This window comes from Actinokineospora sp. HUAS TT18, from assembly GCF_051364635.1.
Lineage (GTDB): Bacteria > Actinomycetota > Actinomycetes > Mycobacteriales > Pseudonocardiaceae > Actinokineospora.
Window position 1 is genome coordinate 6,537,074 of record NZ_CP195645.1, and the last position, 20,968, is coordinate 6,558,041.

General features: G+C 69.4%; 18 protein-coding genes, 2 tRNA genes and 1 pseudogene. 11 read left to right on the plus strand and 10 right to left on the minus strand.

Annotated features, from left to right (window positions below; genetic code table 11):
- Window positions 1-15: 15 nt before the first annotated feature.
- Both ACSHT8_RS30370 and ACSHT8_RS30375 read right to left on the minus strand, forming a co-directional pair.
- Window positions 16-378 carry a type II secretion system protein gene (locus ACSHT8_RS30370; protein WP_436494780.1) on the minus strand — a complete coding sequence of 121 codons (363 nt, stop codon included), beginning with the start codon at window positions 376-378 and terminating at the stop codon, window positions 16-18.
- A gap of 48 nt (window positions 379-426) precedes the next feature.
- Entirely contained in the window at window positions 427-1,218 is a 792-nt protein-coding gene (locus ACSHT8_RS30375; protein WP_436494782.1) for an AAA family ATPase, read from the minus strand.
- A gap of 288 nt (window positions 1,219-1,506) precedes the next feature.
- Here ACSHT8_RS30375 and ACSHT8_RS30380 point away from each other — a divergent pair, with 288 nt between their 5' ends.
- On the plus strand, window positions 1,507-2,157 hold the full coding sequence (locus ACSHT8_RS30380) for a response regulator (RefSeq protein ID WP_436494783.1): 651 nt from the start codon (window positions 1,507-1,509) through the stop codon (window positions 2,155-2,157).
- A gap of 82 nt (window positions 2,158-2,239) precedes the next feature.
- Here ACSHT8_RS30380 and ACSHT8_RS30385 read toward each other — a convergent pair whose 3' ends face one another.
- A complete protein-coding gene (locus ACSHT8_RS30385; RefSeq protein ID WP_436494785.1) occupies window positions 2,240-3,718 on the minus strand; it encodes a glutamate--cysteine ligase in 1,479 nt (492 codons plus the stop codon).
- Window positions 3,719-3,757: 39 nt separating this feature from the next.
- The gene (locus ACSHT8_RS30390) at window positions 3,758-5,287 is read right to left on the minus strand and encodes a helicase HerA-like domain-containing protein (protein ID WP_436494787.1); all 1,530 of its coding nucleotides are present in this window, start codon (window positions 5,285-5,287) and stop codon (window positions 3,758-3,760) included.
- 118 nt (window positions 5,288-5,405) lie between these two features.
- Between ACSHT8_RS30390 and orn the strand changes: the two genes are divergently transcribed.
- The 5 genes from orn to ACSHT8_RS30415 all read left to right on the plus strand — a co-directional run bounded on the left by orn (window position 5,406) and on the right by ACSHT8_RS30415 (window position 8,478).
- The gene (gene orn, locus ACSHT8_RS30395) at window positions 5,406-6,014 is read left to right on the plus strand and encodes an oligoribonuclease (RefSeq protein WP_436494789.1); all 609 of its coding nucleotides are present in this window, start codon (window positions 5,406-5,408) and stop codon (window positions 6,012-6,014) included.
- A 65-nt stretch (window positions 6,015-6,079) separates the two neighbouring features.
- Window positions 6,080-6,152, plus strand: a tRNA-His gene (locus ACSHT8_RS30400).
- Between the two features lie 266 nt (window positions 6,153-6,418).
- Complete coding sequence (locus ACSHT8_RS30405) at window positions 6,419-7,288, plus strand: DUF3558 family protein (RefSeq protein WP_436494790.1); 870 nt, start codon at window positions 6,419-6,421, stop codon at window positions 7,286-7,288.
- A 135-nt stretch (window positions 7,289-7,423) separates the two neighbouring features.
- Entirely contained in the window at window positions 7,424-8,197 is a 774-nt protein-coding gene (locus ACSHT8_RS30410) for a S1 family peptidase (RefSeq protein WP_436494792.1), read from the plus strand.
- Between the two features lie 68 nt (window positions 8,198-8,265).
- Window positions 8,266-8,478 (plus strand): RNA-binding S4 domain-containing protein, encoded by a 213-nt coding sequence (locus ACSHT8_RS30415; protein ID WP_436494794.1) that lies wholly within the window; start codon window positions 8,266-8,268, stop codon window positions 8,476-8,478.
- A 125-nt stretch (window positions 8,479-8,603) separates the two neighbouring features.
- Here ACSHT8_RS30415 and ACSHT8_RS30420 read toward each other — a convergent pair whose 3' ends face one another.
- Window positions 8,604-9,806: a L,D-transpeptidase gene (locus ACSHT8_RS30420; RefSeq protein WP_436494796.1), complete on the minus strand. Its 1,203-nt coding sequence runs from the start codon at window positions 9,804-9,806 to the stop codon at window positions 8,604-8,606.
- Between the two features lie 168 nt (window positions 9,807-9,974).
- Between ACSHT8_RS30420 and ACSHT8_RS30425 the strand changes: the two genes are divergently transcribed.
- Window positions 9,975-10,050 (plus strand) — tRNA-Lys (locus ACSHT8_RS30425).
- Window positions 10,051-10,568: 518 nt separating this feature from the next.
- Here the strand turns inward: ACSHT8_RS30425 and ACSHT8_RS30430 are convergent.
- Window positions 10,569-10,796 (minus strand): annotated as a pseudogene (locus tag ACSHT8_RS30430) (hypothetical protein); the annotation flags it as partial.
- A gap of 527 nt (window positions 10,797-11,323) precedes the next feature.
- Here ACSHT8_RS30430 and ACSHT8_RS30435 point away from each other — a divergent pair.
- From ACSHT8_RS30435 to ACSHT8_RS30450, 4 genes are all read left to right on the plus strand, one after another.
- On the plus strand, window positions 11,324-13,483 hold the full coding sequence (locus ACSHT8_RS30435; RefSeq protein ID WP_436494798.1) for a proprotein convertase P-domain-containing protein: 2,160 nt from the start codon (window positions 11,324-11,326) through the stop codon (window positions 13,481-13,483).
- Between the two features lie 184 nt (window positions 13,484-13,667).
- Window positions 13,668-15,044: a TrpB-like pyridoxal phosphate-dependent enzyme gene (locus ACSHT8_RS30440; RefSeq protein ID WP_436494800.1), complete on the plus strand. Its 1,377-nt coding sequence runs from the start codon at window positions 13,668-13,670 to the stop codon at window positions 15,042-15,044.
- Window positions 15,041-15,835, plus strand: coding sequence for a maleate cis-trans isomerase family protein (locus tag ACSHT8_RS30445; RefSeq protein ID WP_436494802.1), 795 nt, complete (start codon window positions 15,041-15,043; stop codon window positions 15,833-15,835). Before ACSHT8_RS30440 ends, ACSHT8_RS30445 begins: the two co-directional genes overlap by 4 nt.
- Window positions 15,836-15,899: 64 nt before the next feature.
- Entirely contained in the window at window positions 15,900-16,532 is a 633-nt protein-coding gene (locus ACSHT8_RS30450; RefSeq protein WP_436494804.1) for a LysE family translocator, read from the plus strand.
- Here the strand turns inward: ACSHT8_RS30450 and ACSHT8_RS30455 are convergent.
- Genes ACSHT8_RS30455 through ACSHT8_RS30470 form a run of 4 tightly spaced genes read right to left on the minus strand, consistent with a single transcriptional unit; the run spans window position 16,483 to window position 20,752 of the window.
- A complete protein-coding gene (locus tag ACSHT8_RS30455; RefSeq protein WP_436494806.1) occupies window positions 16,483-18,024 on the minus strand; it encodes a PH domain-containing protein in 1,542 nt (513 codons plus the stop codon). The genes ACSHT8_RS30450 and ACSHT8_RS30455 overlap by 50 nt on opposite strands.
- Complete coding sequence (locus tag ACSHT8_RS30460) at window positions 18,021-18,557, minus strand: PH domain-containing protein (protein WP_436494807.1); 537 nt, start codon at window positions 18,555-18,557, stop codon at window positions 18,021-18,023. Before ACSHT8_RS30460 ends, ACSHT8_RS30455 begins: the two co-directional genes overlap by 4 nt.
- A 44-nt stretch (window positions 18,558-18,601) precedes the next feature.
- Window positions 18,602-20,512: an SDR family oxidoreductase gene (locus tag ACSHT8_RS30465; protein WP_436494809.1), complete on the minus strand. Its 1,911-nt coding sequence runs from the start codon at window positions 20,510-20,512 to the stop codon at window positions 18,602-18,604.
- A 42-nt stretch (window positions 20,513-20,554) separates the two neighbouring features.
- A complete protein-coding gene (locus ACSHT8_RS30470; RefSeq protein WP_436494811.1) occupies window positions 20,555-20,752 on the minus strand; it encodes a hypothetical protein in 198 nt (65 codons plus the stop codon).
- Between the last annotated feature and the right edge of the window lie 216 nt (window positions 20,753-20,968).

The window sequence follows — 20,968 nt, forward strand, 5'->3', positions numbered from 1 at the left end:
GCCCTCCCGAGGGGCTCAGGGACCCTGGGTGCAGGCGCCTGCGGCCACCACGTCACCGGCGTTGGTGAAGGTGATGGTGTAGTCGGGGCTGCTGGGCTGGCTGTGCAGGAACTTGTTCGGGGCCTCCATCAGCGATGCCCATGCGTTCGCGGCGGGGTACGCGGAGTTCTTCGCGTAGTAGGCCTCGAGGGCGGTCTCGACGGTCTTGACGTCGGCCTTGCAGGCGGAGGCCTTGCCTCTGTCCTGGATGCCGTTGACGGCGAAGACGACGATCCCGGCCAGCACGCCGAGGATGACGATGACCATCAGCAGTTCGATCAGGGTGAAGCCCTTCTCGTTCTTTCGGGCTTCGTGCACGCGCTCAAGCAAGCTGTTCATGGTGATCTCCTGTGGTTTGGAAAGTAGGGGTGACCTGCGGAAAGAGCTTCAACCCAGAGGCGGGTCCCGACCGGTCTCCGGATTGACCGCGACCACCCCCTCGCCCCGGATGCGCGTGTCGGCGAACCGACGGACGGCGAGACTGAACGGGTGCTTCGGCTCGGACTCGGCCAGCGGCACCCCGCGGTTGACCGACGCGGCGAGTTCCCACGTCGACGGCAGGTAGGCGGCGATCGGGTTGCGCACGACGCCGTCGATGTCCTCGGCGGTGATGCCCGCTTGCCCGTTGGCCCGGTTGACCACGATCGACCGCGAGTTGTGTCCGAAGGCGAGCAGGTCGAGCATGTCCAGGGTGGTCCGCAGGTTCTTCAGCGCGGGCCGCTCGGGGGTGGTCAGCAGGACGTGGTGGTGGGAGAAGTCGAAGGCGGCCAGGACGTGCGCCGACAGCTGCGCCGGGGTGTCGATGACGACGTAGTCGTAGATCGTCGGCAGCAGCGTGAGCAGCGCGCGGACCTGGGTGGCCGGGACGCGCTCGGCGGCGCCGGGCCGGACCGGGGCGAGCACGCAGTCGAGGCCGGGGCGGTAGGTGGCGATGGTGGTGTGCGTCCACACCGCGCGCTGCGACAGCGGCAGCGAGTCGGCCAGCGCGCGGTGCGGCTGGAGGGTGAGCGCGGTGGCGAGGTCGCCGAAGCTGAGGTCGAGGTCGACCAGGCAGGTCCGGGCGCCGCCGGCGTGCAGCGAGACGGCCAGGTTGATGGCGAAGGTGGTCTTGCCGCAGCCGCCTTTGGCCGCGAACACCGTGACCACGGTGCCGGTGCGCTTGCCTCGGCTGCCTGCCATCGAACACCTCCTCCGCCGCGCTGATGGGAGAAGAGTGCGGCGGGACCGTGCCATGGCGGCATCGGGCGAACGGCCAGAACGGCCGACGCGGTCCGGTGACACCACGTGCCTAACAGGCCGACGCCTGTCGGCCGATCGGGTGACAAGGGGCCGATCCTTAGGGTCTTTGGACCCCGAACGGCAGAAACGCCGTGGGGATCTGTAACTGAGACCGTCGCTCGGCCGAAAGGTAGTTGAAGCATCAATACGGCCATTCGACGCAGTCAGCGCCGGTCGATGGGAGCAGCGATGTCGATACGTCTAGCCGTCGTGGACGGCCACACGCTGACCAGGTTCGGACTGACCGGCCTGGTCGCGCAGCACCCCGACATCGACATCGTCGCCGAGTGCGGCTCGGTCGCCGAGGCCCGCACCGCGGTCGCCGAGAGCAGGCCGACCGTGGTCACCATCGACGTCGACCTCCCCGACGGCGACGGCCTGCACCTGGCCCGCGAGCTGCGCGATCGCTACCCCGACCTGGGCATAGTCGTCATCACCGCCTGCGGCGAGGACGACGTCCTGTTCCGCGCCCTCGACTCGGGCGTCTCCGCCTTCGTCGGCAAGACCGCCCCCATGCCCGAGGTCCTCGGCGCGATCCGCCACGCCGCCGTCGCCGCCTGCTCCTTCACCGCCACCGGCCTCGTCAGCGCCCTGGCCCGCAAACGAGACGTCGACACCCGCTTCGCCCTGAGCCCCCGAGAACGCGAAGTCCTCGGCCTCCTGCGCGACGGCCTGTCGGTCCCCGCGATCGCCCGCTCGACCTACGTCAGCCCGTCGACGGCCAAGACCTACGTGGCCCGCCTGTACGAGAAGCTGGGCGCGAGCAACCGCGCCCAAGCCCTGATGACCGCCCTGCGCCACGGCTTGATCCGAAACGACGAGATGCCCAACGTCGTCTGACCCCTGATCCACCCCGCGTCCCCACGAAATGGCCTCGTCTCGACGGAGACGAGGCCATTTCCATCACTGTCGGCGTCGGCTCCTACGACACCGGCCATGTGTGGACTGGCTCGTTGCTGTGCATGAACTTCGCGTAGCGCCGGGTCATCTCCCGTAGGGCCTGCTCGCGGTTGACCGACGCTGTCTGTTCCAGGCTGTTGACCGTGTCCACCTGCCAGGTCGCGCCGTTTCGGCCGGTGATGCACCGCTGTTCGATGATGCCCAGCAGCCGGTCCCGGTCCGGGGCCGAGACACCCCACGCTTCCAGGCCGGCGTGTGCCATCGGCAGCAGCCGCCTGAGGACGAGTTCCGCCGCTGGGACCTCACCGACCCCCGGCCAGTAGACCCGGGCGTCGATCCCCGCCTTGGCCGCGGCGTGGAAGTTGTCCTCGGCCGCCGCGAAGCTCATCTGGGTCCAAAGGGGACGATCCTGGTCGGCCAGCGCCCGGACCAGTCCGAAGTACAGCGCGCCGTTGGCCATCACATCGACCACGGAAGGCCCGGCGGGCAGAACCCGGTTCTCGACCCGCAGATGCGGAAGGCCGTGGACGACGTCGTAGATCGGGCGGTTCCACCGGTAGATGGTGCCGTTGTGCAGCCGCAGTTCGTGGAGTTCGGGGATGTCGCCCCGCGCCAGCACCTCGGCCGGGTCTTCCTCATCCGTCAACGGCAGCAAAGCCGGGTAATACTGAACGTTCTCCTCGAACAGGTCGAAGATCGACGTGATCCACCTGTCCCCGAACCACACGCGCGGACGCACCCCCTGGGCCTTGAGTTCGTCCGGCCGCGTGTCGGTGGCCTGCTCGAACAGCGCGATCCGGGTCTCCGCCCACAGCTGCTTGCCGTACAGGTACGGCGCGTTCGCACCCATCGCCAGCTGGATCGAGGCGATGATCTGGCTCGCGTTCCAGAACTTCGCGAAGTCCTCCGGGGCCACCTGCAGGTGGTACTGCACGCTGGTGCACGCGCTCTCCGGCGCGATCGAGTCCGCGGTGGTGGTCAGCCGCTCCTCACCCGAGATGTTGATCTCCAGGTCCTCGCCGCGCGCCGCGAAGACCTGTTCGTTGAGGAGTTTGTACCGGGGGTTGGCGGAGAGGATGTCCTCGGTCACATGGCCCGCGCGCAGCGTCGGGAGGATCCCGACCATCACGATGTGGGCGTTGACCCGGTTGGCCTTGGCCTCGGCCTCGTTCAGGTCAGCGCGGACCATGTCCTCGAACGCGGCCAGCCCGTTCGGGCGCAGCGGCTGCGGCGGGAGGTTGATCTCGATGTTGAACTGGCCGAGCTCGGTCTGGAACGCCGGGTCCGAGATGGCCGCCAGGACCTCGGCGTTGCGCATGGACGGGTCGCCCGCGTCGTCGACCAGGTTCAGTTCGATCTCCAGGCCCGCCATGGGCCGTTCGGACTCGAACCGGGACTCGGCGAGCATCTGGGCGAACACGTCCAGGCACCGCCGGACCTTCTGCCGGAAGCGCTGGCGGTCGGCGCGGGTGAACTCTGTCGACTCGACATCCTTACCCATGCCTCAAGCGTGATCCATCGGCGCCCTCGGCGCCACAGCTCAGCGCCTGCGGGTGCCGAAGACCCCCCGGGTGATCTCCCGGCCGAGGGCACTCGCGGCCGACCGGAAGAACGACTTGACCGCGCTGTTGCCCATCACCTTCTCGAAGAAGCCCTCTTCCTCCTGCCGGCGCTCCCGAGGCTCCGGCGCCTTCTCGACCGGCTCGTCCTCGGCGGGCGGGGCCATCCGCTGGGCCATCTTCTCGTAGGCCGACTCCCGGTCGACCGTCTCCGAGTACTTGCCGTGCAGGTCGGACGCCGCCGCGGCCTGCTTGATCGCCTCGTCGCCGATGGTGTCCATCAGCGAGCGCGGCGCGCGCAGCCGGGTCCACGCGACCGGCGTCGGGGCGCCCTTCTCGCTGAGCACCGTGACGATCGCCTCGCCGATGCCCAGCGACGTCAGCGCCTTGTCGAGCTCGTAGTGCGGGGTCGTCGGGTAGGTCTTGACCGTCTGCGACAGTGCCTTCTGGTCGTCCGGGGTGAACGCCCGCAGCGCGTGCTGCACGCGCGCGCCCAGCTGCGACAGCACCGCGTTCGGCACGTCGGTCGGCAGCTGCGTGCAGAAGAACACGCCGACGCCCTTCGACCGGATCAGCTTGACCGTCTGCTCGATCCGGTCGAGGAACGCCTTCGACGCGTCGTGGAACAGCAGGTGGGCCTCATCGAAGAAGAAGACCAGCTTGGGCGCGTCGAGGTCGCCCTCCTCGGGCAGCTCCTCGAACAGCTCGGCCAGCAGCCACATCAGGAACGTGGAGAACAGCGCGGGCTTGTCCTGCAGGTTGCCCAGCTCCAGCAGGCTGATGACGCCCTTGCCGTCGGTCTGGCGGATCAGGTCGGTCACCGCCAGCTCGGGCTCGCCGAAGAACTCGTTCCCACCCTGGGCGTCCAAGTTGGACAGTGCGCGCAGGATGACGCCCGCCGTCGCCGAGGACACCCCGCCGATGCCCTGCAGGTCGGCCTTGCCCTCGTCGCTGGTCAGGTGCTGGATGACCGCGCGCAGGTCCTTGGTGTCGAGCAGCGGCAGGCCCTTGGAATCGGCCCAGTGGAAGATCAGGCCGAGCGTGGACTCCTGGGTGTCGTTGAGGCCGAGGACCTTCGACAGCAGGATCGGCCCGAACCCGCTGATCGTGGCCCGCACCGGCACCCCGATGCCGCTGGTGCCCAGCGAGAGGAACTGCACCGGATAGGCCGTCGGCGTCCAGTCGTCGCCCGTGTCGGTGGAGCGCGCCGTGATCTTGTCGTTGGATTCGCCCGCGCGGGTGAGGCCGGAGAGGTCGCCCTTCACGTCGGCCATGACCACCGGCACACCCGCGTTCGACAGCTGCCCGGCGATGCCCTGCAAAGTCTTGGTCTTGCCGGTACCCGTCGCGCCCGCGACAAGGCCGTGGCGGTTCATCATCGCCAGCGGGATCCGCACGTGCGCACCCGGGTCGACCTGCCCGTCCACCACGACCGACCCCAACTCGATCGCCCCACCGGAGGTGGCGTACCCCGCCGCGATCTCCTGGGCCGGACTCGACTGCTCGGGCACGGTGGCCTCCCTTGACAAAGCGGTCAGAACCAGCGCGAAGCCTAGTGGATCGCGCCACCCGAGACCGGCCCGAGCAGCACGCGTCGGCCCGCCCGGCGTGTCGGGCTAAGCTCGCCCCGTGACGGACCGACTGGTGTGGATCGACTGCGAGATGACCGGCCTCGACCTGGGCAAAGACGCCCTCATCGAGATCGCCGCCCTGGTCACCGACTCCGAGCTGAACGTGCTCGGCCCCGGCGTGGACCTCGTAATCCACGCCGACGACACCACCCTCGACGGCATGCCCGACGTCGTCCGCGACATGCACGCGCGCTCCGGGCTCACCGAAGAGGTCCGCGCCAGCACCCTGACCCTCGCCGAAGCCGAGCGGCAGGTACTGGAGTACATCCGCGGATACGTGCCCGAGGTCCGCACGGCCCCCCTGTGCGGCAACTCGATCGCCACCGACCGTGGCTTCATCGCCCGCGACATGCCCGAACTCGACAACCACCTCCACTACCGCATGGTGGACGTCTCGTCGATCAAGGAACTCTGCAGGCGCTGGTACCCGCGCATCTACTACGCGCAGCCCGACAAGGGCCTCGCCCACCGCGCCCTCGCCGACATCAAAGAGTCGATCCGCGAACTGCGCTACTACCGAGGCACCGCGTTCGTGCCCCAGCCCGGACCCACCTCTGACGAGGCGAAAGCCGTCGCGGATTCGGTGCTCGTGGACCCCGAGGCATAACCGATTTCAAGTGTCCGTAGGTGGCACGCTACGATGTTCCAGCACCAGCCAGACCGGTGCGCATGGTGGGTGTAGCTCAGCTGGTAGAGCACCTGGTTGTGGTCCAGGATGCCGCGGGTTCAAGTCCCGTCACTCACCCGGTGGGCCCGGCCTATCTGCGGAAAGCGCAGATGGGCCGGGTTTCTTTTTGTCCCGGGGGGCGACCCCCCGGACCCCCACGGTGCGGTCTCTCTCGACTCGGCCGTGCCCCACGTCCGTAGCGGTTGCGGAACCAGTTGCGGGACCAAGCCCGTGTCCGGGTCCGTGGCGGAGCGGAACCAGGTGTGATTGAGGGGCGTCGCAGGGGGGTGATGTCTCGGTGGGTTTGTGTGGTTGTTGGTCTGGTGGCGCTTAGTGCGTGTGGGGTGGGTGCGGGTGAGGAGAGGGCTGGGCGGGTCGAGGGGGGCGACGGTGGGCTGGGTGACCTCGCGACCGTCGACGTGTGTGGGCTGCTCGACGTCGCGGTGCTTCCCGCCTCGGTTCGCCACCAGAGCGAGATGGTGGTCTCGTTCGACCACTGCGTGCTGTTCGCCGAGCACGAAGGTCGGGAGATCCAAGTCCACGCCGAGCTGTCCGGACCAGGTGCCCCCGAGGCCAGGCCCGACCGCGTCGACTGGCTGCCGGACCCGCTGCGCGCGCACCTGAACTGGCAAACCGACGAAGGGTGCAATTCCACGCTGGTCACGAAGGGCGCCCAGGCCGAACTGACGTTCAGCGTGCGGACCGAGACCGACCCGAAGCGAAGCGCGCTGTGCGACATCGCCACCGCGATGCTCAAAGGGGCCGCCGCGAAGATGGCCGACGGCCGCGTCGGACACATCACCGACCCGCCCGACTCGTTCCGCACGGTGGATCCGTGCGGTTTGCTCACCAGCGAACAGGTCGACCAGGCGATGCCCATGACCTACGACCAAGCGGTGGAGAGCAAGGCCACCAAGCACCACTGCGGGTGGGGCAAAGGCGACCTGGCGCTCACCACCGACATCACCGGCTGGCCGCTCGACCCGGCGCGCTACCAGCCGGAGACGATCGCGGGCCGCGATTCGTTCCTCTCCACGGTCAAGTCAGGCGAACTGGTCGAGTGCACCATCGTGACCCCACACGTCGACGCCGCGGCCGGGCGGCGGGAGACCGCCCGCCTGACGGTCCGCACCCCGCAGAGCAGGCCCGACCCGTGCGTTCCCGCGCGGACGCTGGCCGCGATCGCGTGGGCCAAGCTGCCGACCCCGTCGTGAAACCGCCGGTTTGGTGACCGATTTGTCGCTGTTGGTAACTGGTGACGTTCCCAGTTGGCCATTCACATCGATGGGTTGCACTTAGTTTCCTCTTATCCGCCATGCGAGGGCGTAGCGGATGGAAGGAGATCGAACATGAGGATCAGGAGCCTGATCGTCGGACTCGCCGCGGTGGCCGCCGCTGTCGTGGCCCCGGCGACGGCCGCGGCCGCGCCGGACCCGGGACCGGAGATCACCCCGATGATCGTCGGCGGTGGCAACGCGACGCAGACGTACAGCTTCATGGTCTCCCTGCAGAGCACCAGTGGAAGCCACTTCTGCGGCGGATCGCTGATCAAGGCCAACTGGGTCGTCACGGCCGCGCACTGCGTCCAGGGCCGGTCGCCGTCGAGCGTCCAGGCGCGGATCGGCACGACCAACCGCACCAGCGGCGGCTCCGTGGCGCGCGCTTCTCGGATCATCATCCACCCGAGCTACCGGGGCCCGTACGACATCGCCCTGGTCCAGCTCAGCACCAGCGTCACCCAGGCCCCGGTGCGCATCTCGGCCGCGTCGGGTCCCGTCGGCACCCGCACCCGCATCATCGGCTGGGGCCAGACCTGCCCGATCCGCGGCGGCTGCGGCGCGCCCATCACCCTGCAGCAGCTCGACACCTCGATCGTCGCCGACAACGAGTGCAGCGGCATCAGCGGCTCGATCGAGATCTGCACCGACAACCCGAACAACAACGCGGGAGCCTGCTACGGCGACTCCGGCGGCCCGGAGATCAAGTCCGTCAACGGCGTGTGGGAACTGATCGGCGCCACCAGCCGCTCCGGCGGCGGCTCCACCTGCGCCGTGGCCCCGTCGATCTACACCGACGTGGTCGCCCACCGCAGCTGGATCCAGCAGTACACCGGCGCTCTCTAGGCGCTGCCCCAGGTGCCCCCACTCGGCCCCGGGTGGGGGCACCGCCCTGTCCACGCCATGATGGGCGGATGCGGGACATCGAGATCCGGGACGACATGATCAGGCTCGGCCAGCTGCTGAAGCTGGCAGGCATCGCCGAGGACGGCACCCACGCCAAGGACCTGCTGGACGCCGCCGAGGTAGCGGTCAACGGCGAACCAGAGAACCGACGCGGCAGGCAACTCCACCCCGGCGACGTTGTCACCGTTGGGCAGGACGAGGTACGGGTAGTCACCGCCTGACCCGCCAAGCCCCACGCAGCGTGAGATCTGGTGCCAGGTGGGGAACTCAAGCCCCACCAAACCGCAGCCCCGCGACGCGAATGCCTGTTTGGGTGAACCACCCAAACAGGCACCCACAGCCCAAATCAGCGCTTGCCGCCGAGCTTCCACGTCTCCCACGGGATCTGCCACACACTGAGCCCATCGGTCGGCTCCAGCACCGGCCCACCAGTGTTCTGCACCGTGATCACATCCCCCTTGACCGAAATACTCTGCAGCCAAGCAGCGTTCTCAGTCGACATGTTGATGCACCCATGGCTCACATTGCGGTGCCCCTGATCCCGCACCGACCACGGCGCCGAGTGATAGAAGATCCCGCTGTTCGACATCCGGCTCGCCACGGCCACCTTCGTCCGGTACCCCCGAGGATCGTCCACCGGCACGCCGTACGTCGACGAGTCCATCGTGTAGTTCGTGTGCTCGCTCATCACGACATAGGTGCCGACCGGCGTCTCGTGCGCCTTCTTGCCCATGGAGATCGGGATGGTCCGCGCCAGCGTGCCGTTGACCGTCACCGTCATCTGGTGGGTCGCGCCGTCGGCCACCGCGATCACGGAGTCCCCGACGGTCACCGTCGCCTTGCGGTCCTGCTTGCCGAACACCCCGTTGCCGAAGTGCTTGCCGTAGATGCCCGCGTTGATCGTGATCGACGTCCCGGTCGGCCAGTACTGCTGCGGCCGCCAGTGCACCTCGCGGTCGCTGAACCAGTAGAACGCGCCTTCGATGATCGGCGCCGACTTGATCTCGATGGCCTTCTCCAGGGCCGCCTTGTCCGCGATCGCCGAGTCGAAGTAGAACGCGAGCGGCTGCCCGACGCCGACCTTGTCCCCGTCGAGCGGGTTCATCGACACCGAGATCTGCCGCTTCGGCTTTGCCGTGGTGAACGTCGACGCCGACGTCATCGTCTTGCCCTTGGCGTCGGCAGCGGTCGCGGTGGCCGTGTAGGTCTTGCCGTAACCCAGCCCTTCCGCGGCCCGCCACGTCGCCCCGTCGGCCGCCAGCGCCCCCGCGATGTTCTTGCCGTCGGCCCCGGTGACCACCACCTCGGTCACCTTCCCCCCGGTCGCGGCGATCCCCAGCGGCTCCCCGGGCGCCACGTCCACCGCCTTGTCCGCGGGCGTCAACACCAACGCGAGCGGCGGCGCGGCGGACTCGCTGGGCTTGCCGGTCGTGGTGGCCGCCGAACTGGACCCGCCACCCCCACTCTGCGGCGCCTCATCGCTACATCCGGCAACGACGAGCAGCACCGCGAGAACGGCCCCCACTCCCGCACGACTACCCCTGGCCATCTCTTCCATCCCTGCTCAACCACGCACCCAGACCCGTTGGACAAGTGTGCCCGATGGGGTGTCCTGACCGTGCGAGACCTGGTCAACCCGTGACCTGACCCCCCGATTTCTGTCCCCACGACACCCTGTGCTAACTTTTCTCCCGTCAGCAGGACAGCGTCCTGATGAGCGTCGCTAGCTCAACTGGCAGAGCAGCTGGCTCTTAACCAGCGGGTTCGGGGTTCGAGTCCCTGGCGGCGCACCAGCAAATCCCCAGGCCAACTTCTGTTGGCCTGGGGATTTGCTATTTCCGGAGCCGCTACAGCAGTTCCCAGTTCGCGTACCAGGAGCCGTTCGCCGTCGACTGCCACTTGTGGCACAGGTAGCCGTCGCCGCCGGTGACCGAGACTTCCAGGCGTCCATCCACATTGGATCCCACGCCCACGCCCACGCCAACGCCGCTGAGGTTGTTGCCGCCGAGGTCGGCCCAGCCGCTCCAGCCGCCGTTGGCCGCGGTCTGCCACTTGTGCCACAGGTGGCCGTCGGCGAAGACCTTGAACGCCTCCAGCCTGCGTCGCGGTTCAACGCGAACGCGGGGGACTGGTCGACGCCGTGGCTCGACCCGGCGGGGCTGACGAACGAGAGGAACGGCCTGCCCTCCTGGGTCCAGTGGAACCAGTCCTGGTAGTTGACCCGGCTGCTGTGCCGGTCGCCGCCCGCCTCGTTGCCGCCGACCGTCCGGATCTTCGTGCCGTCCGCCGACACCCCGACGACGATCTCGACGTGCTCAGCCCACGTGTTGCTGTAGGCGTAGACCACCGCGTCGCCGACGTGCGGGGTGTTCGACAGCTTGCCGTGCTTCTGGCCGTACTTGTAGAAGCTGATCGCGGCGGCGTCGAGGCCCACGACGTCGGTGACGCCGCCGTTCCGCCACGCCCACTTGGCGAACAGGGCACACCACTCCGCCCAGCAGAACCCGAAGTCGTCGCACTGGTCGCCGAGCCTGCTCATCGCCTTGTCCGCGATGAGGCTGCCGGTGCCGCCCCCGCCGCCGGGGTCCGGGTTCTCGACGGCGTGCGCCGGAGCGGCGGTGGACAGTGCCAGTGCCGCCGCGACGGTGACGAGCAGTGACGAGACGAGCGGCCGGAGGCGGGCTCAGGACTTGGTGGACATCGCTGGTGCCTTTCGGTGTGGTGCGCAGGGGCTCACCCTGCTGACACCAGAGTCGCCGGGCCGCTCTCTAGGTTCGCGGCGCGCGAGTGAGAGCGGAGTGTTCGGCCCTTGGATTGCTCCGAACGGGCCATGACGATGAAGTGGATTACTCCATTCGGAGGGCAACGGTCCGCTGTCGGCGTACCCACCGGTTACGGAGCTGGGCCGATCAGGTTTCGCGGTTACCGTTCCATTCACTTTATAGGTTCGGTGCTGGTTGAATCCCGCTTCACGTTCGCGCGAACCCCCATCCCATCCACGGTGGTCACCTGCAGGCCGCTCGCATCGGCCTGTGCTGGTGGGCGCCCTCGCAAGGGAGACGTCACATGGGACACGTTCGCGTCGGGAGACGATTAGTCGCGGGTGCCGCCGTGGCTTTGGTGTCGCTGGTCGGGTTGGCGACGCCCGCGGTCGCTGAGGGGCAGGTGCTGGCCGTCGCCGAGGCGGTGCCGGACAGCTATGTGGTGGTGCTCAACGACAGCGCGTCGCCGAGGGCGGCCGCGGCGAGCACCGCGGCGGGCCTGGCGGGCAAGTACGGGGGCGCGGTCACGGCGGCGTGGGGGCACGCGCTGAACGGGTTCGCGGCCAAGATGTCGGCGAGCCAGGCGCGGCGGCTGGCGGCCGACCCCAAGGTGGCCTTCGTCCAGCAGGACCAGGTGCTGCGGGTCGCCGACGTGCAGCCGAACCCGCCGTCGTGGGGGCTGGACCGGATCGACCAGCGTGATCTGCCGCTGGACCAGAGCTACACCTACGACACCGCGGCGAGCAACGTGCGCGCCTACATCCTCGACACCGGTATCCGCATCACGCACTCCACGTTCGGTGGCCGTGCGACCTGGGGAACCAACACGGTGGACAGCAACAACACCGACTGCCACGGCCACGGCACGCACGTGGCGGGCACCGTCGGCGGCAGCCAGTACGGTGTCGCCAAGGGTGTGCCGCTGATCGCGGTCAAGGTGTTGAACTGCCAGGGTTCCGGCACGACGGCCGGTGTGGTCAACGGCGTCGACTGGGTCACCCAGAACGCGGTGAAGCCCGCCGTGGCGAACATGAGCCTCGGTGGCGGGGCCGACGCGGCGCTCGACACCGCGGTGCGCAACTCGATCGCCTCCGGTGTCACCTACAGCCTGGCCTCCGGCAACTCGTCGGCCAACGCCTGCAATTCGTCCCCCGCCAGGGTGGCCGAGGGCATCACGGTGAACGCCTCCGACAGCGCCGACCGCGCGGCGTCGTTCACCAACTTCGGCACCTGCACCGACATCTTCGCTCCCGGCGTCGGCATCACGTCGGCGTGGATGACCAACGACACCGCGACAAACACGATCAGCGGCACCTCGATGGCGGCTCCGCATGTCGCGGGCGCCGCGGCGCTGTGGCTGGCCACCCACCCGAACGACTCGCCCGCGGCCGTGGCCACCGCGCTGGTCAACAACTCGACGCCCAACAAGATCACCAACCCGGGCACCGGCTCGCCGAACCGGCTGCTCTACACCGCTCCCGGCGGCGGCACCCCCGGTTCGCCGTCGGTGACCAACCCCGGCAGCCGCACCGGCGTCGTCGGCACCGCGACGAGCCTGCAGCTGTCGGCCTCGGGCGGCACCACGCCGTACAGCTGGGCGGCCACCGGCCTGCCCGCCGGGCTGTCGATCAACGCCGCCACCGGCCTGATCTCCGGCACGCCGACCACGGCGGGCACCAGCACGGTGACCGCCACGGTGACCGACTCGGGCAACCGCACCGGCTCGGCCACGTTCACCTGGACCATCACCGCGGCGCCGGTTCCGGGCTGCACCGGCACCAACGGCACCGACGTGGCGATCCCCGACCTGTCCACTGTGGAAAGCACGATCACGATCGCGGGCTGCGCGGGCAACGCGTCGGCGACCTCGACGGTCGAGGTGCACATCGTGCACACCTACATCGGCGACCTGGTCGTGACCCTGGTCGCGCCGGACGGCAGCACCTACGTGCTGCACAACCGGGCAGGTGGCAGCGCGGACAACATCAACCAGACCTACACCGTCAACGTCTCGACCGAGGTGGCGAACGGGGCATGGAAGCTGCGTGTGCAGGACGCGGCATCGGCTGACACCGGGCGGATCGACACTTGGACGCTGTCGCTCGGCGGCGGCGGGACGCCCGCCTGCGGCGGCACCAACGGAACCGACGTGACGATCCCCGATCTGTCCACTGTGGAGAGTTCGATCCCGGTGTCCGGGTGCACGGGCAACGCCTCGTCGGCGTCGACGGTCGAGGTGCACATCGTGCACACCTACATCGGCGACCTGGTGGTCACGCTGGTCGCGCCGGACGGCAGCACCTACGTGCTGCACAACCGGGCGGGCGGAAGTGCCGACAACATCAACCAGACCTACACCGTGAACCTCAGCGGTGAGGCCAGGAACGGCACGTGGCGGTTGCGCGTCCAGGACGCGGCAGCTGCCGACACCGGCAGGATCGACAGCTGGACGTTGACCCTGTAGAAGCGCTCACTTCGGCGGGGCGGGCGGCGACGCCCGCCCCGCCGAAGTCTGTTCATGGCATAGGGGTTCTCATCACTCGATCGGTCGCTGTCGAGATCATCCGTCGCCCCATAGCGTCGCCAATCGTGTAGGCGACGGAATTCCCATTCATTCACAGTGTGAATTCGCGAGGGAAGGACTCCCGATGGTCGACCGGATCAAATTCCTGCTCGACGAAAACGACATCCCGCGGACCTGGTACAACCTCGCCGCGGACATTCCCGACCTGCACCCGCCGCTGAATCCGGCCACCGGCGAGCCGGTGACCAGGGACGACATGGCCCACACCATGCCGGAGCAGATCATCGAGCAGGAACTCAGCCTGGAGCGGGAACTGGCGATCCCCGAACCGGTCCGGCAGATCTACGCGCAGTGGCGGCCGTCGCCACTGGTGCGGGCGCGGCGGCTGGAACGCGCGCTCGGGACGCCCGCGCGGATCTACTACAAGTACGAGGGGAACTCGCCGACCGGCAGCCACAAGCCGAATACCGCGGTAGCCCAGTTGTACTACAACCATTTGGCGGGCAAGCGTGGAGTGGTGACCGAGACCGGGGCCGGGCAGTGGGGGAGCGCGGTCGCGCAGAGCGCCGCGCTGTTCGACATGACCGCCAAGATCTACATGGTCAAGGTCAGCTTCACCCAGAAGCCGTATCGACGAGGGTTCATGGAGGTGTTCGGCGGGGAGTGCGTGCCGAGCCCGAGCACCGAGACCGCGGCGGGGCGGGCGGTTCTCGCCGCCGACCCCGACAGCCCGGGGAGCCTGGGCATCGCGACGTCCGAGGCGCTGGAGGCGCACGCCGCCGACCCGACGCTGGGCTATGTCGTCGGCAGCGCCGCGAACCACGTGCTGGCGCACCAGACGGTCATCGGCCAGGAAGCCTTGCGCCAGTTCGAGTTGGCCGACGACTACCCGGACCTGGTGATCGGCTGCGCGGGCGGCGGCAGCAACCTCGCGGGCCTGTCGTTCCCGTTCCTTGGCGCGAAACTGCGTGGCGGCCGCGACGTGCGGGTGATCGGCGTCGAGCCAGCGGCGTGCCCGACCCTGACGCGTGGGCGCATCGCCTACGACTTCGCCGACAGTGCCGGATTGTCGCCGCTGTTCCGGATGCACACGCTGGGGCACGGGTTCGTCCCGCCCGCGTTCCACGCGGGCGGGCTGCGCGCGCACGGCATGGGGCAACTGGTGAGCCGGGCGGTGGAGGACGGGCTGATGGAGGCCGTAGCGGTGACGCAGCGACGGTGTTTCGAGGCGGGCGTGCGGTTCGCCAGAGCCGAGGGGATCCTGCCAGCGCCCGAGTCGACGCACGCGATCGTGGTCGCGATGGAGGAGGCGCTGCGCTGCCGCGAGGAGGGCACGTCGCGGGTGATCCTGTTCGGCTTGTCGGGGCACGGCCACTTCGACCTGACGGCCTACGAGAAGTACTTCGCCGACGCCCTGGACGACGACGTGCTGTCCGACGAGCAGATCGCGGCCGCGCTCGCCACGATCCCCGCCGAGTTACCCGCGGGCGCCGCGCGATGACGGGGTGGCGCGCGCGGATCGGTGTCCTGGTCATCGCGAAGGACCCGGTGCCGGAGGAGGAGTTCTGGGCGATGGCGCCCGCAGGCGTCAGTGTCCACTCGGCACGGTTCGACAGCCCGCGCAAGAAGGGATCCGACTTCACCGGCGACCACGCCGCCGCCCTCGCCGAGTCGCCGGACATCGCGCGCGGCCTCGACCAGCTCGGGCAGATGCCGCTGGACGTGATCTGCCTGTGCTTCGGGTCGAGCAGCTTCCTGGCCGGGGTCGGCTTCGACGAGCGCTTTTGCGCGCAGGCCGAGCGCCGCACGCGCGGGGTGCCGGTGACCACGGCCCCGCTGGCGATGCTCGCCGCGATGCGGTCGCTGCGGGTGACGCGGCCGCACCTGGTCATCCCACCGTGGTTCACCCCGACGAGCCTCGCCGCGGCCCGCCGCTACCTCGAGGACAGCGGGTTCCCGGCCGCGGGGGAGACGCGGTTCTCACTTGGCGCGGGGTGGGGGGATCGGGAGAGCTTCGAGGCTTGGGACCTGGACGCGCAGTGGGAGGTGCGGGGGGAGGAGGTTTACCGGCAGACCCGGCGCGGGTTCGACCACTCGGCGGATTGCGTGTTGGTGCCTGGGAGCGGGTTCCGGGCGCTGGCGGCGATCGAGCCGCTGGAATGCGACCTGGGGGTACCGGTGATCACGTCGAACCAGGCGTGTCTGTGGCACTGTCTGCGGATCGCCGGGGCTAGCGATGCCGGTGTGGGCAGGTTGTTCGAGGCCGCGCGCGGTGATGCGGTGTGTTTGTGAGGTGCTACGGAGTGAGCCCGCGTGCTTGTGAGTGAGTCCGTCTGTGAAGGAGTCAGCGATCCTGATGCCCACCTTGTCCACACTGCTGCTGTTCGTGGCCGCGACGATGGCGTTGCTCGTGGTGCCCGGTCCGGCGGTCCTCTACATCGTCACGCGGACCGCGACGCAGGGCCGGGCGGCCGGGTTGCTCTCGGTGCTGGGCATCCACGTCGGGTCCGTCGTCTACGTCATCGTCACCGCGTTGGGGATGTCGGCGCTGTTGTTGGCGTCGAATACCGCGTTTCAGATCGTGAAGTGGCTGGGCGTGGCCTATCTGGTGTGGCTGGGGGTGCACAAGCTGTTCCTGGAGAAGCCCGACGACGGCAACGTCACCGAGCCGCCGCGGGCGTCGAACAGTCGGATCTTCTGGCAGGGCGTGTTGGTGAACGTGCTCAACCCGAAGACGCTGATCTTCTTCGTCGCGTTCCTTCCGCAGTTCGTGGACCCGGCGCGTGGGTCGGTCGTGTGGCAGCTGGTGCTCTTCGGCGTCGGCTTCATCGTGCTGGGCATCATCAGCGACGGGACCTACGCCCTGCTGGCCAGCGTGCTGTTCGGCAAGCTGCGCCGGACGGCGCGGGTGCGGCGTGGGCTCGACCTGTCCAGCGGCGTCATCTATCTGCTGTTGGGTGCGTTGGCGGCGGCGGTGAGCCAGTCGTAGTGAGGAACGGGTGTAAGAGGTCGGGGATGGTGGCGTCGGCCAAGGCCAGGCCCGCGCCCTCGCCGACGTCGGTGACCGTGTAGCCGCCTTTGCCCGCCGCCGTGATCGCGGTGACGGACAGCAGGGCCGCGCGGCGCTGGAAGACGGTCTGGGTGAACTTCCAGCCGATGATGCCCGTGCGTTGGAGGGCGACCGTTTCGCGGTCGAGTGAGCCCGATCGGCTGACCAGGTAGCGGTCGGTCAGGGCGTGGCCCAGGTTGCGGTAGCGGTCGAGTCCGATGAGGACGGACACCGGGAGCAGGCACGTCGCGGTCGCCCACGGCCAGTCGGGCCAGTCGGCGAACGCGGCCAGGAGGAACAGTGCCCCGGCCAGCACCAGGTTGGGCGCGATGGCGCGCACCAGGCGCCGGGTGCGCGCGCGGGCCGGGTGCCTGGTCAGGGGCACCGCGGTCGGTGGGTCATCGGTGCGGAGGACCGCCGCGGTCACCCGGTCGGCTTCGGTGCGTGGGGCGGGCGGCAGGAGGAGGCTGCTGCCGGAGGTTCGGCCCAAGCCGGTCGTGACCGCGGTCAGACGGGCGCCGCGGCCCGCGCGGAGCAAGAGCGGCTCGTGGAGGTTGACGCCGCGGAGGCGTTGTTCCTCGACGGAGACGGATCGGGTGGTGAGCAGGCCGCGGCGGACGCGGACGGTGCCGTCGGCGTGGCGGTTCAGGTGATAGCCGTGGTTCTGCAGCACGTAGCTGAGGAACGACAGGATGACCGCGAGCAGCAGCACGACGCCGACGACGGCGGGGATCACGGTGAACAGGCTGGAGTGCGTGACCCACACGAACACTGTGCGGACCACGCCGACCTTGGAGAACTCCAGGTCGAGTTCGTTGGCGATGTTCATGCCGAAGCCGACGGCGATGCCGATGGTGACCAGGCCCGACATGCTCATCGGGGCGTAGCGGTACCAGCGGCGGTCGAGGGTGGAGATGGGCGTGCCCTCGTCGGCGGGCTGGTCGGCCGGGACATCGGCGCGGCGCTGGAGGAACACCTGGCGCAGCCGGTCGGCCTCGGCGGCGGTGACGGCGTCGAGCACGACGCCCTCGCCGGGGCTGCGTTCCTGCTGGCCGGTGCCGACCCGGACGGCGGTGAGGCCGAAGAGCCGGTGGCCGAGCTTGGACGTCAAGTCGACGGTGCGGATCCGGTCGCGCGGGATGGCCAGGCGCTGCCGCAGCAGGAGTCCTTTGTGGAGTTCCACCTGCGTGTCGGAGATGCGGTACTTCGTCGTGAGCCAGGCGAACAGTCCATAGAGGATCAGCGCGCCGACGGTCGCGCCGCTCACCGCGATGCGCCACGGTTCGCCGTTGCCGAGGAACACGAAGGCGAACAACGGGATCAGCAGGCCCAGCATCTCGTTGAGGGGCCGCACGATGACCATGCGCGGGTCGAGCCTGCCCCACTCGTGGCTCGGCTCGACGACCGGCGGCGCCGCGGGAAGCCCGGTCATGTCGCGTCGCCCGGGGTGGCCTGGGTGGTGCTGGTCAGCTCGTCGGCGATGCGGGCGGCGAGGGAGGCGTCCAGGTTCTCGATCTTGACCGGCCCGGCCGCCGACGCGGTGGTGACCGTGACGGTCGACAGCTTGAGCAACTGCTGCAACGGGCCCCGCGCGGTGTCGACCGTCTGGATCCGCGACACCGGCGCCAGCCGCCACTCCTGGTTGACCCACCCGCTGCGCGTGTAGACCGCCGTCGGGCTCGTCTCCCAGCGGTGCACCGCGTACCGCCAGCGCGGCATGACTACGACGTGGGCCACCGCCACCACCAGGCTGACCAGCGCCGCGACCTTCGTCCAGCCGGGCGCCCCGGCGTCGACCAGCAGGTGGATGCCCTGCGCCCCGACCACGACGATCCAGCCGATCGCCGCCCGCAGGGTCCAGTGCAGGATGGCTCGCTTGCCGACCAGGTTGGCTGGGGGCCGGAGCCGCCACTCGGTGTTCTCCACGCCCCTAGTCTGCCTGTTCCTGCCGTGCGCCGAACTCATCCTTTAGTCGTAGGACCAAGGTCGTAGTCGGTCCTAGGACCTGCCTAGCGCAGGCGGCGCCACAGTGGCCGGATCGCCGCCGAGACCAGCACCGACACCGGCGCCTCGGCCCGCTCGCGCGCTTCCGGGGCCGACTCCGGCACCACCCGGTACGCCAGGTTCAGCGCCTGCCGGGCCACCCCGGGCAGGAACACCCGCAGCACCTCCATCGCCAGCCCCTCGGGCCGCTGCACGACCTCCCCGCGTCCCGTCAGCCCCTTGATCACCAGGTCGGCCGCCGCCCGGGGCGACGTCGCGGGCATGCTGCGGTAGGCGTCCGTCGCGGTCACCATCGGTGTGCGGACCAACGGCATCCGCACCGACACGACCGTCACCCCGTCGGCCAACAGCTCGCGCCCAGCCGACCGCCCGAACGCCTCCAGCGCCCCCTTCGACGCCAGGTACGCCGAGAACCGAGGGGTGTCGGTCTGCAAGCCCATGGTCGTGACGTTGACGATCCGCCCGAACCCCCGGGCCCGCATCCCCGGCAGCAGCCCCAGGGTCAGCCGCAGCGGCGCGAAGTAGTTCAGCGCCATCGTCCGCTCGTAGTCGTGCAGCCGGTCGACCGACAGGTGCACCGACCGCCGGATGGACCGGCCGGCGTTGTTGACCAGCATGTCGACCACGCCCAGGTCCTTGACCAGGGCGTCGACCGCGTCGCCGTCGGTGAGGTCGCACGGGTGAACCTCCGCGGTGCCGCCCAGCGACACCACCTTGTCGCGGACTTTCTCCAGCTCGTCCTGGCGGCGCGCGACCAGCAGCACCGTCGCGCCCTTGCGGGCGGCGGCCAGCGCGGTCGCGCGGCCGATGCCGGACGAGGCGCCGGTGATCACGATTCGCTTGCCGCGCAACGAGTTCGCGCGCACCCAGGCGCGGTCGGGGTCCAGGTGCGCGGTCCAATAGCGGACCAACGCGCCCGCGTAGGCCGAGAAGGGCGGCAGGCTGATCCCGGAACCGGCCAGCGCGGCCTCGGTCGCGGTCGAGTCGAACACCGTCGGCAGGTCCATGTGCGGCACGACCTCGGGCGGGATGCCCAATTCGGCCAGCACCGCGGCCGGGAGCGCGGGCAGTCGCTCGATCCGCGGCAGCCGCACCGGGACCGTGGCGACGATCCTGGGCGCGTCGAACGCCGCCGCGAGGGCGTTGTAGACGTCGGTGAGGCGCTGCCTGCCGTTGTGGGTCAGGTGGTAGGTCTGGCCGGACCGGGCGGGCACGTGCATCAGGTGCGCCATCGCGTCGACGACGTAGTCGACCGGGACGATGTTCGTGCCGCCCAGGTCGTGGGTGACCAGCGGCAGGCCCGCGGGCAGCCGCGCGAGGCGGGCCAGCGCGGGCAGGAAGTAGTACGGGCCGTCGACCTTGTCCATGGCGCCGGTCCGCGAGTCGCCGACGACGGCGGCGGGCCGGTAGACGCGGTACGGCACCCGCGCCTGGCCGCGGACCAGGCGTTCGGCCTCGAACTTCGTGGCGTGGTACGGCGAGCGGTGCCGCTGGCCGCGGTCGAAGTCGGCCTCGGTGAACACGCCGCGGAAGTCGCCCGCCACGGCGATGGACGACACGTGGTGCAGCACGCCCGCGTTGATGGCGGCGGCGAAGTCGAGGACGTTGGCGGTGCCGACGACGTTGGCCGTGCGGTTGGCGTCCTCCGAGGCGGTCAGGTCGTAGACGGCGCCCAGGTGGACGACGTGGTCGATGGCGCCGAGCAGCGGTCCGGGGTCGACGCCGAGCCCGGGTTCACCGAGATCGCCGACGACCGGGACGACCCGGTCCTCCCCGGCCCACATGGCGGCCGACCGCTCCAGCGAGCGGGCCCTGACCAGCACGTGCACGGATTCGCAGTCCGGCCGGGCGAGCAGCCGGTCGAGCAGCGCGCGGCCGAGGAACCCGGTCGCACCGGTCACGAAATATGTCGCCATCCGCCAAGTCTGCCACTACCTACTATCCAGTAGGAACAGTGCTCAGGCGGAATCGACCGAGGCGTCCACCACAGCGTCGCGCAGCGCGGCTCTCAGCCTGCCCACGTCCAGGGGCGACAGGATCGCGGTCTCGCCCGGCGGCGCGACCAGCACCACACGCCCCTGGCGGACGAAAACGGTCACGTCCCGCCGACGGCCCGCGATGTCGCGACAGCTGACGGTCCATTCTTTGCTGCTCACTGCGCCCACCCTCTCGACCGTGCACTTTTGTTACCGGCCGGTTCGCCCTGTCATAGAGATGACGGGGACCGTAACGAGACGTGACGCCGCAAGTTGCGACTTATCAAGATTTTCCTGACAAGCGCTGGATCATGACGGTGACCAACGTCGACGCCACCGGTTATCAAGATTTTCCTGACAAGCAACGCACCGCGTCGGCGACTAACGTCAGAGGCC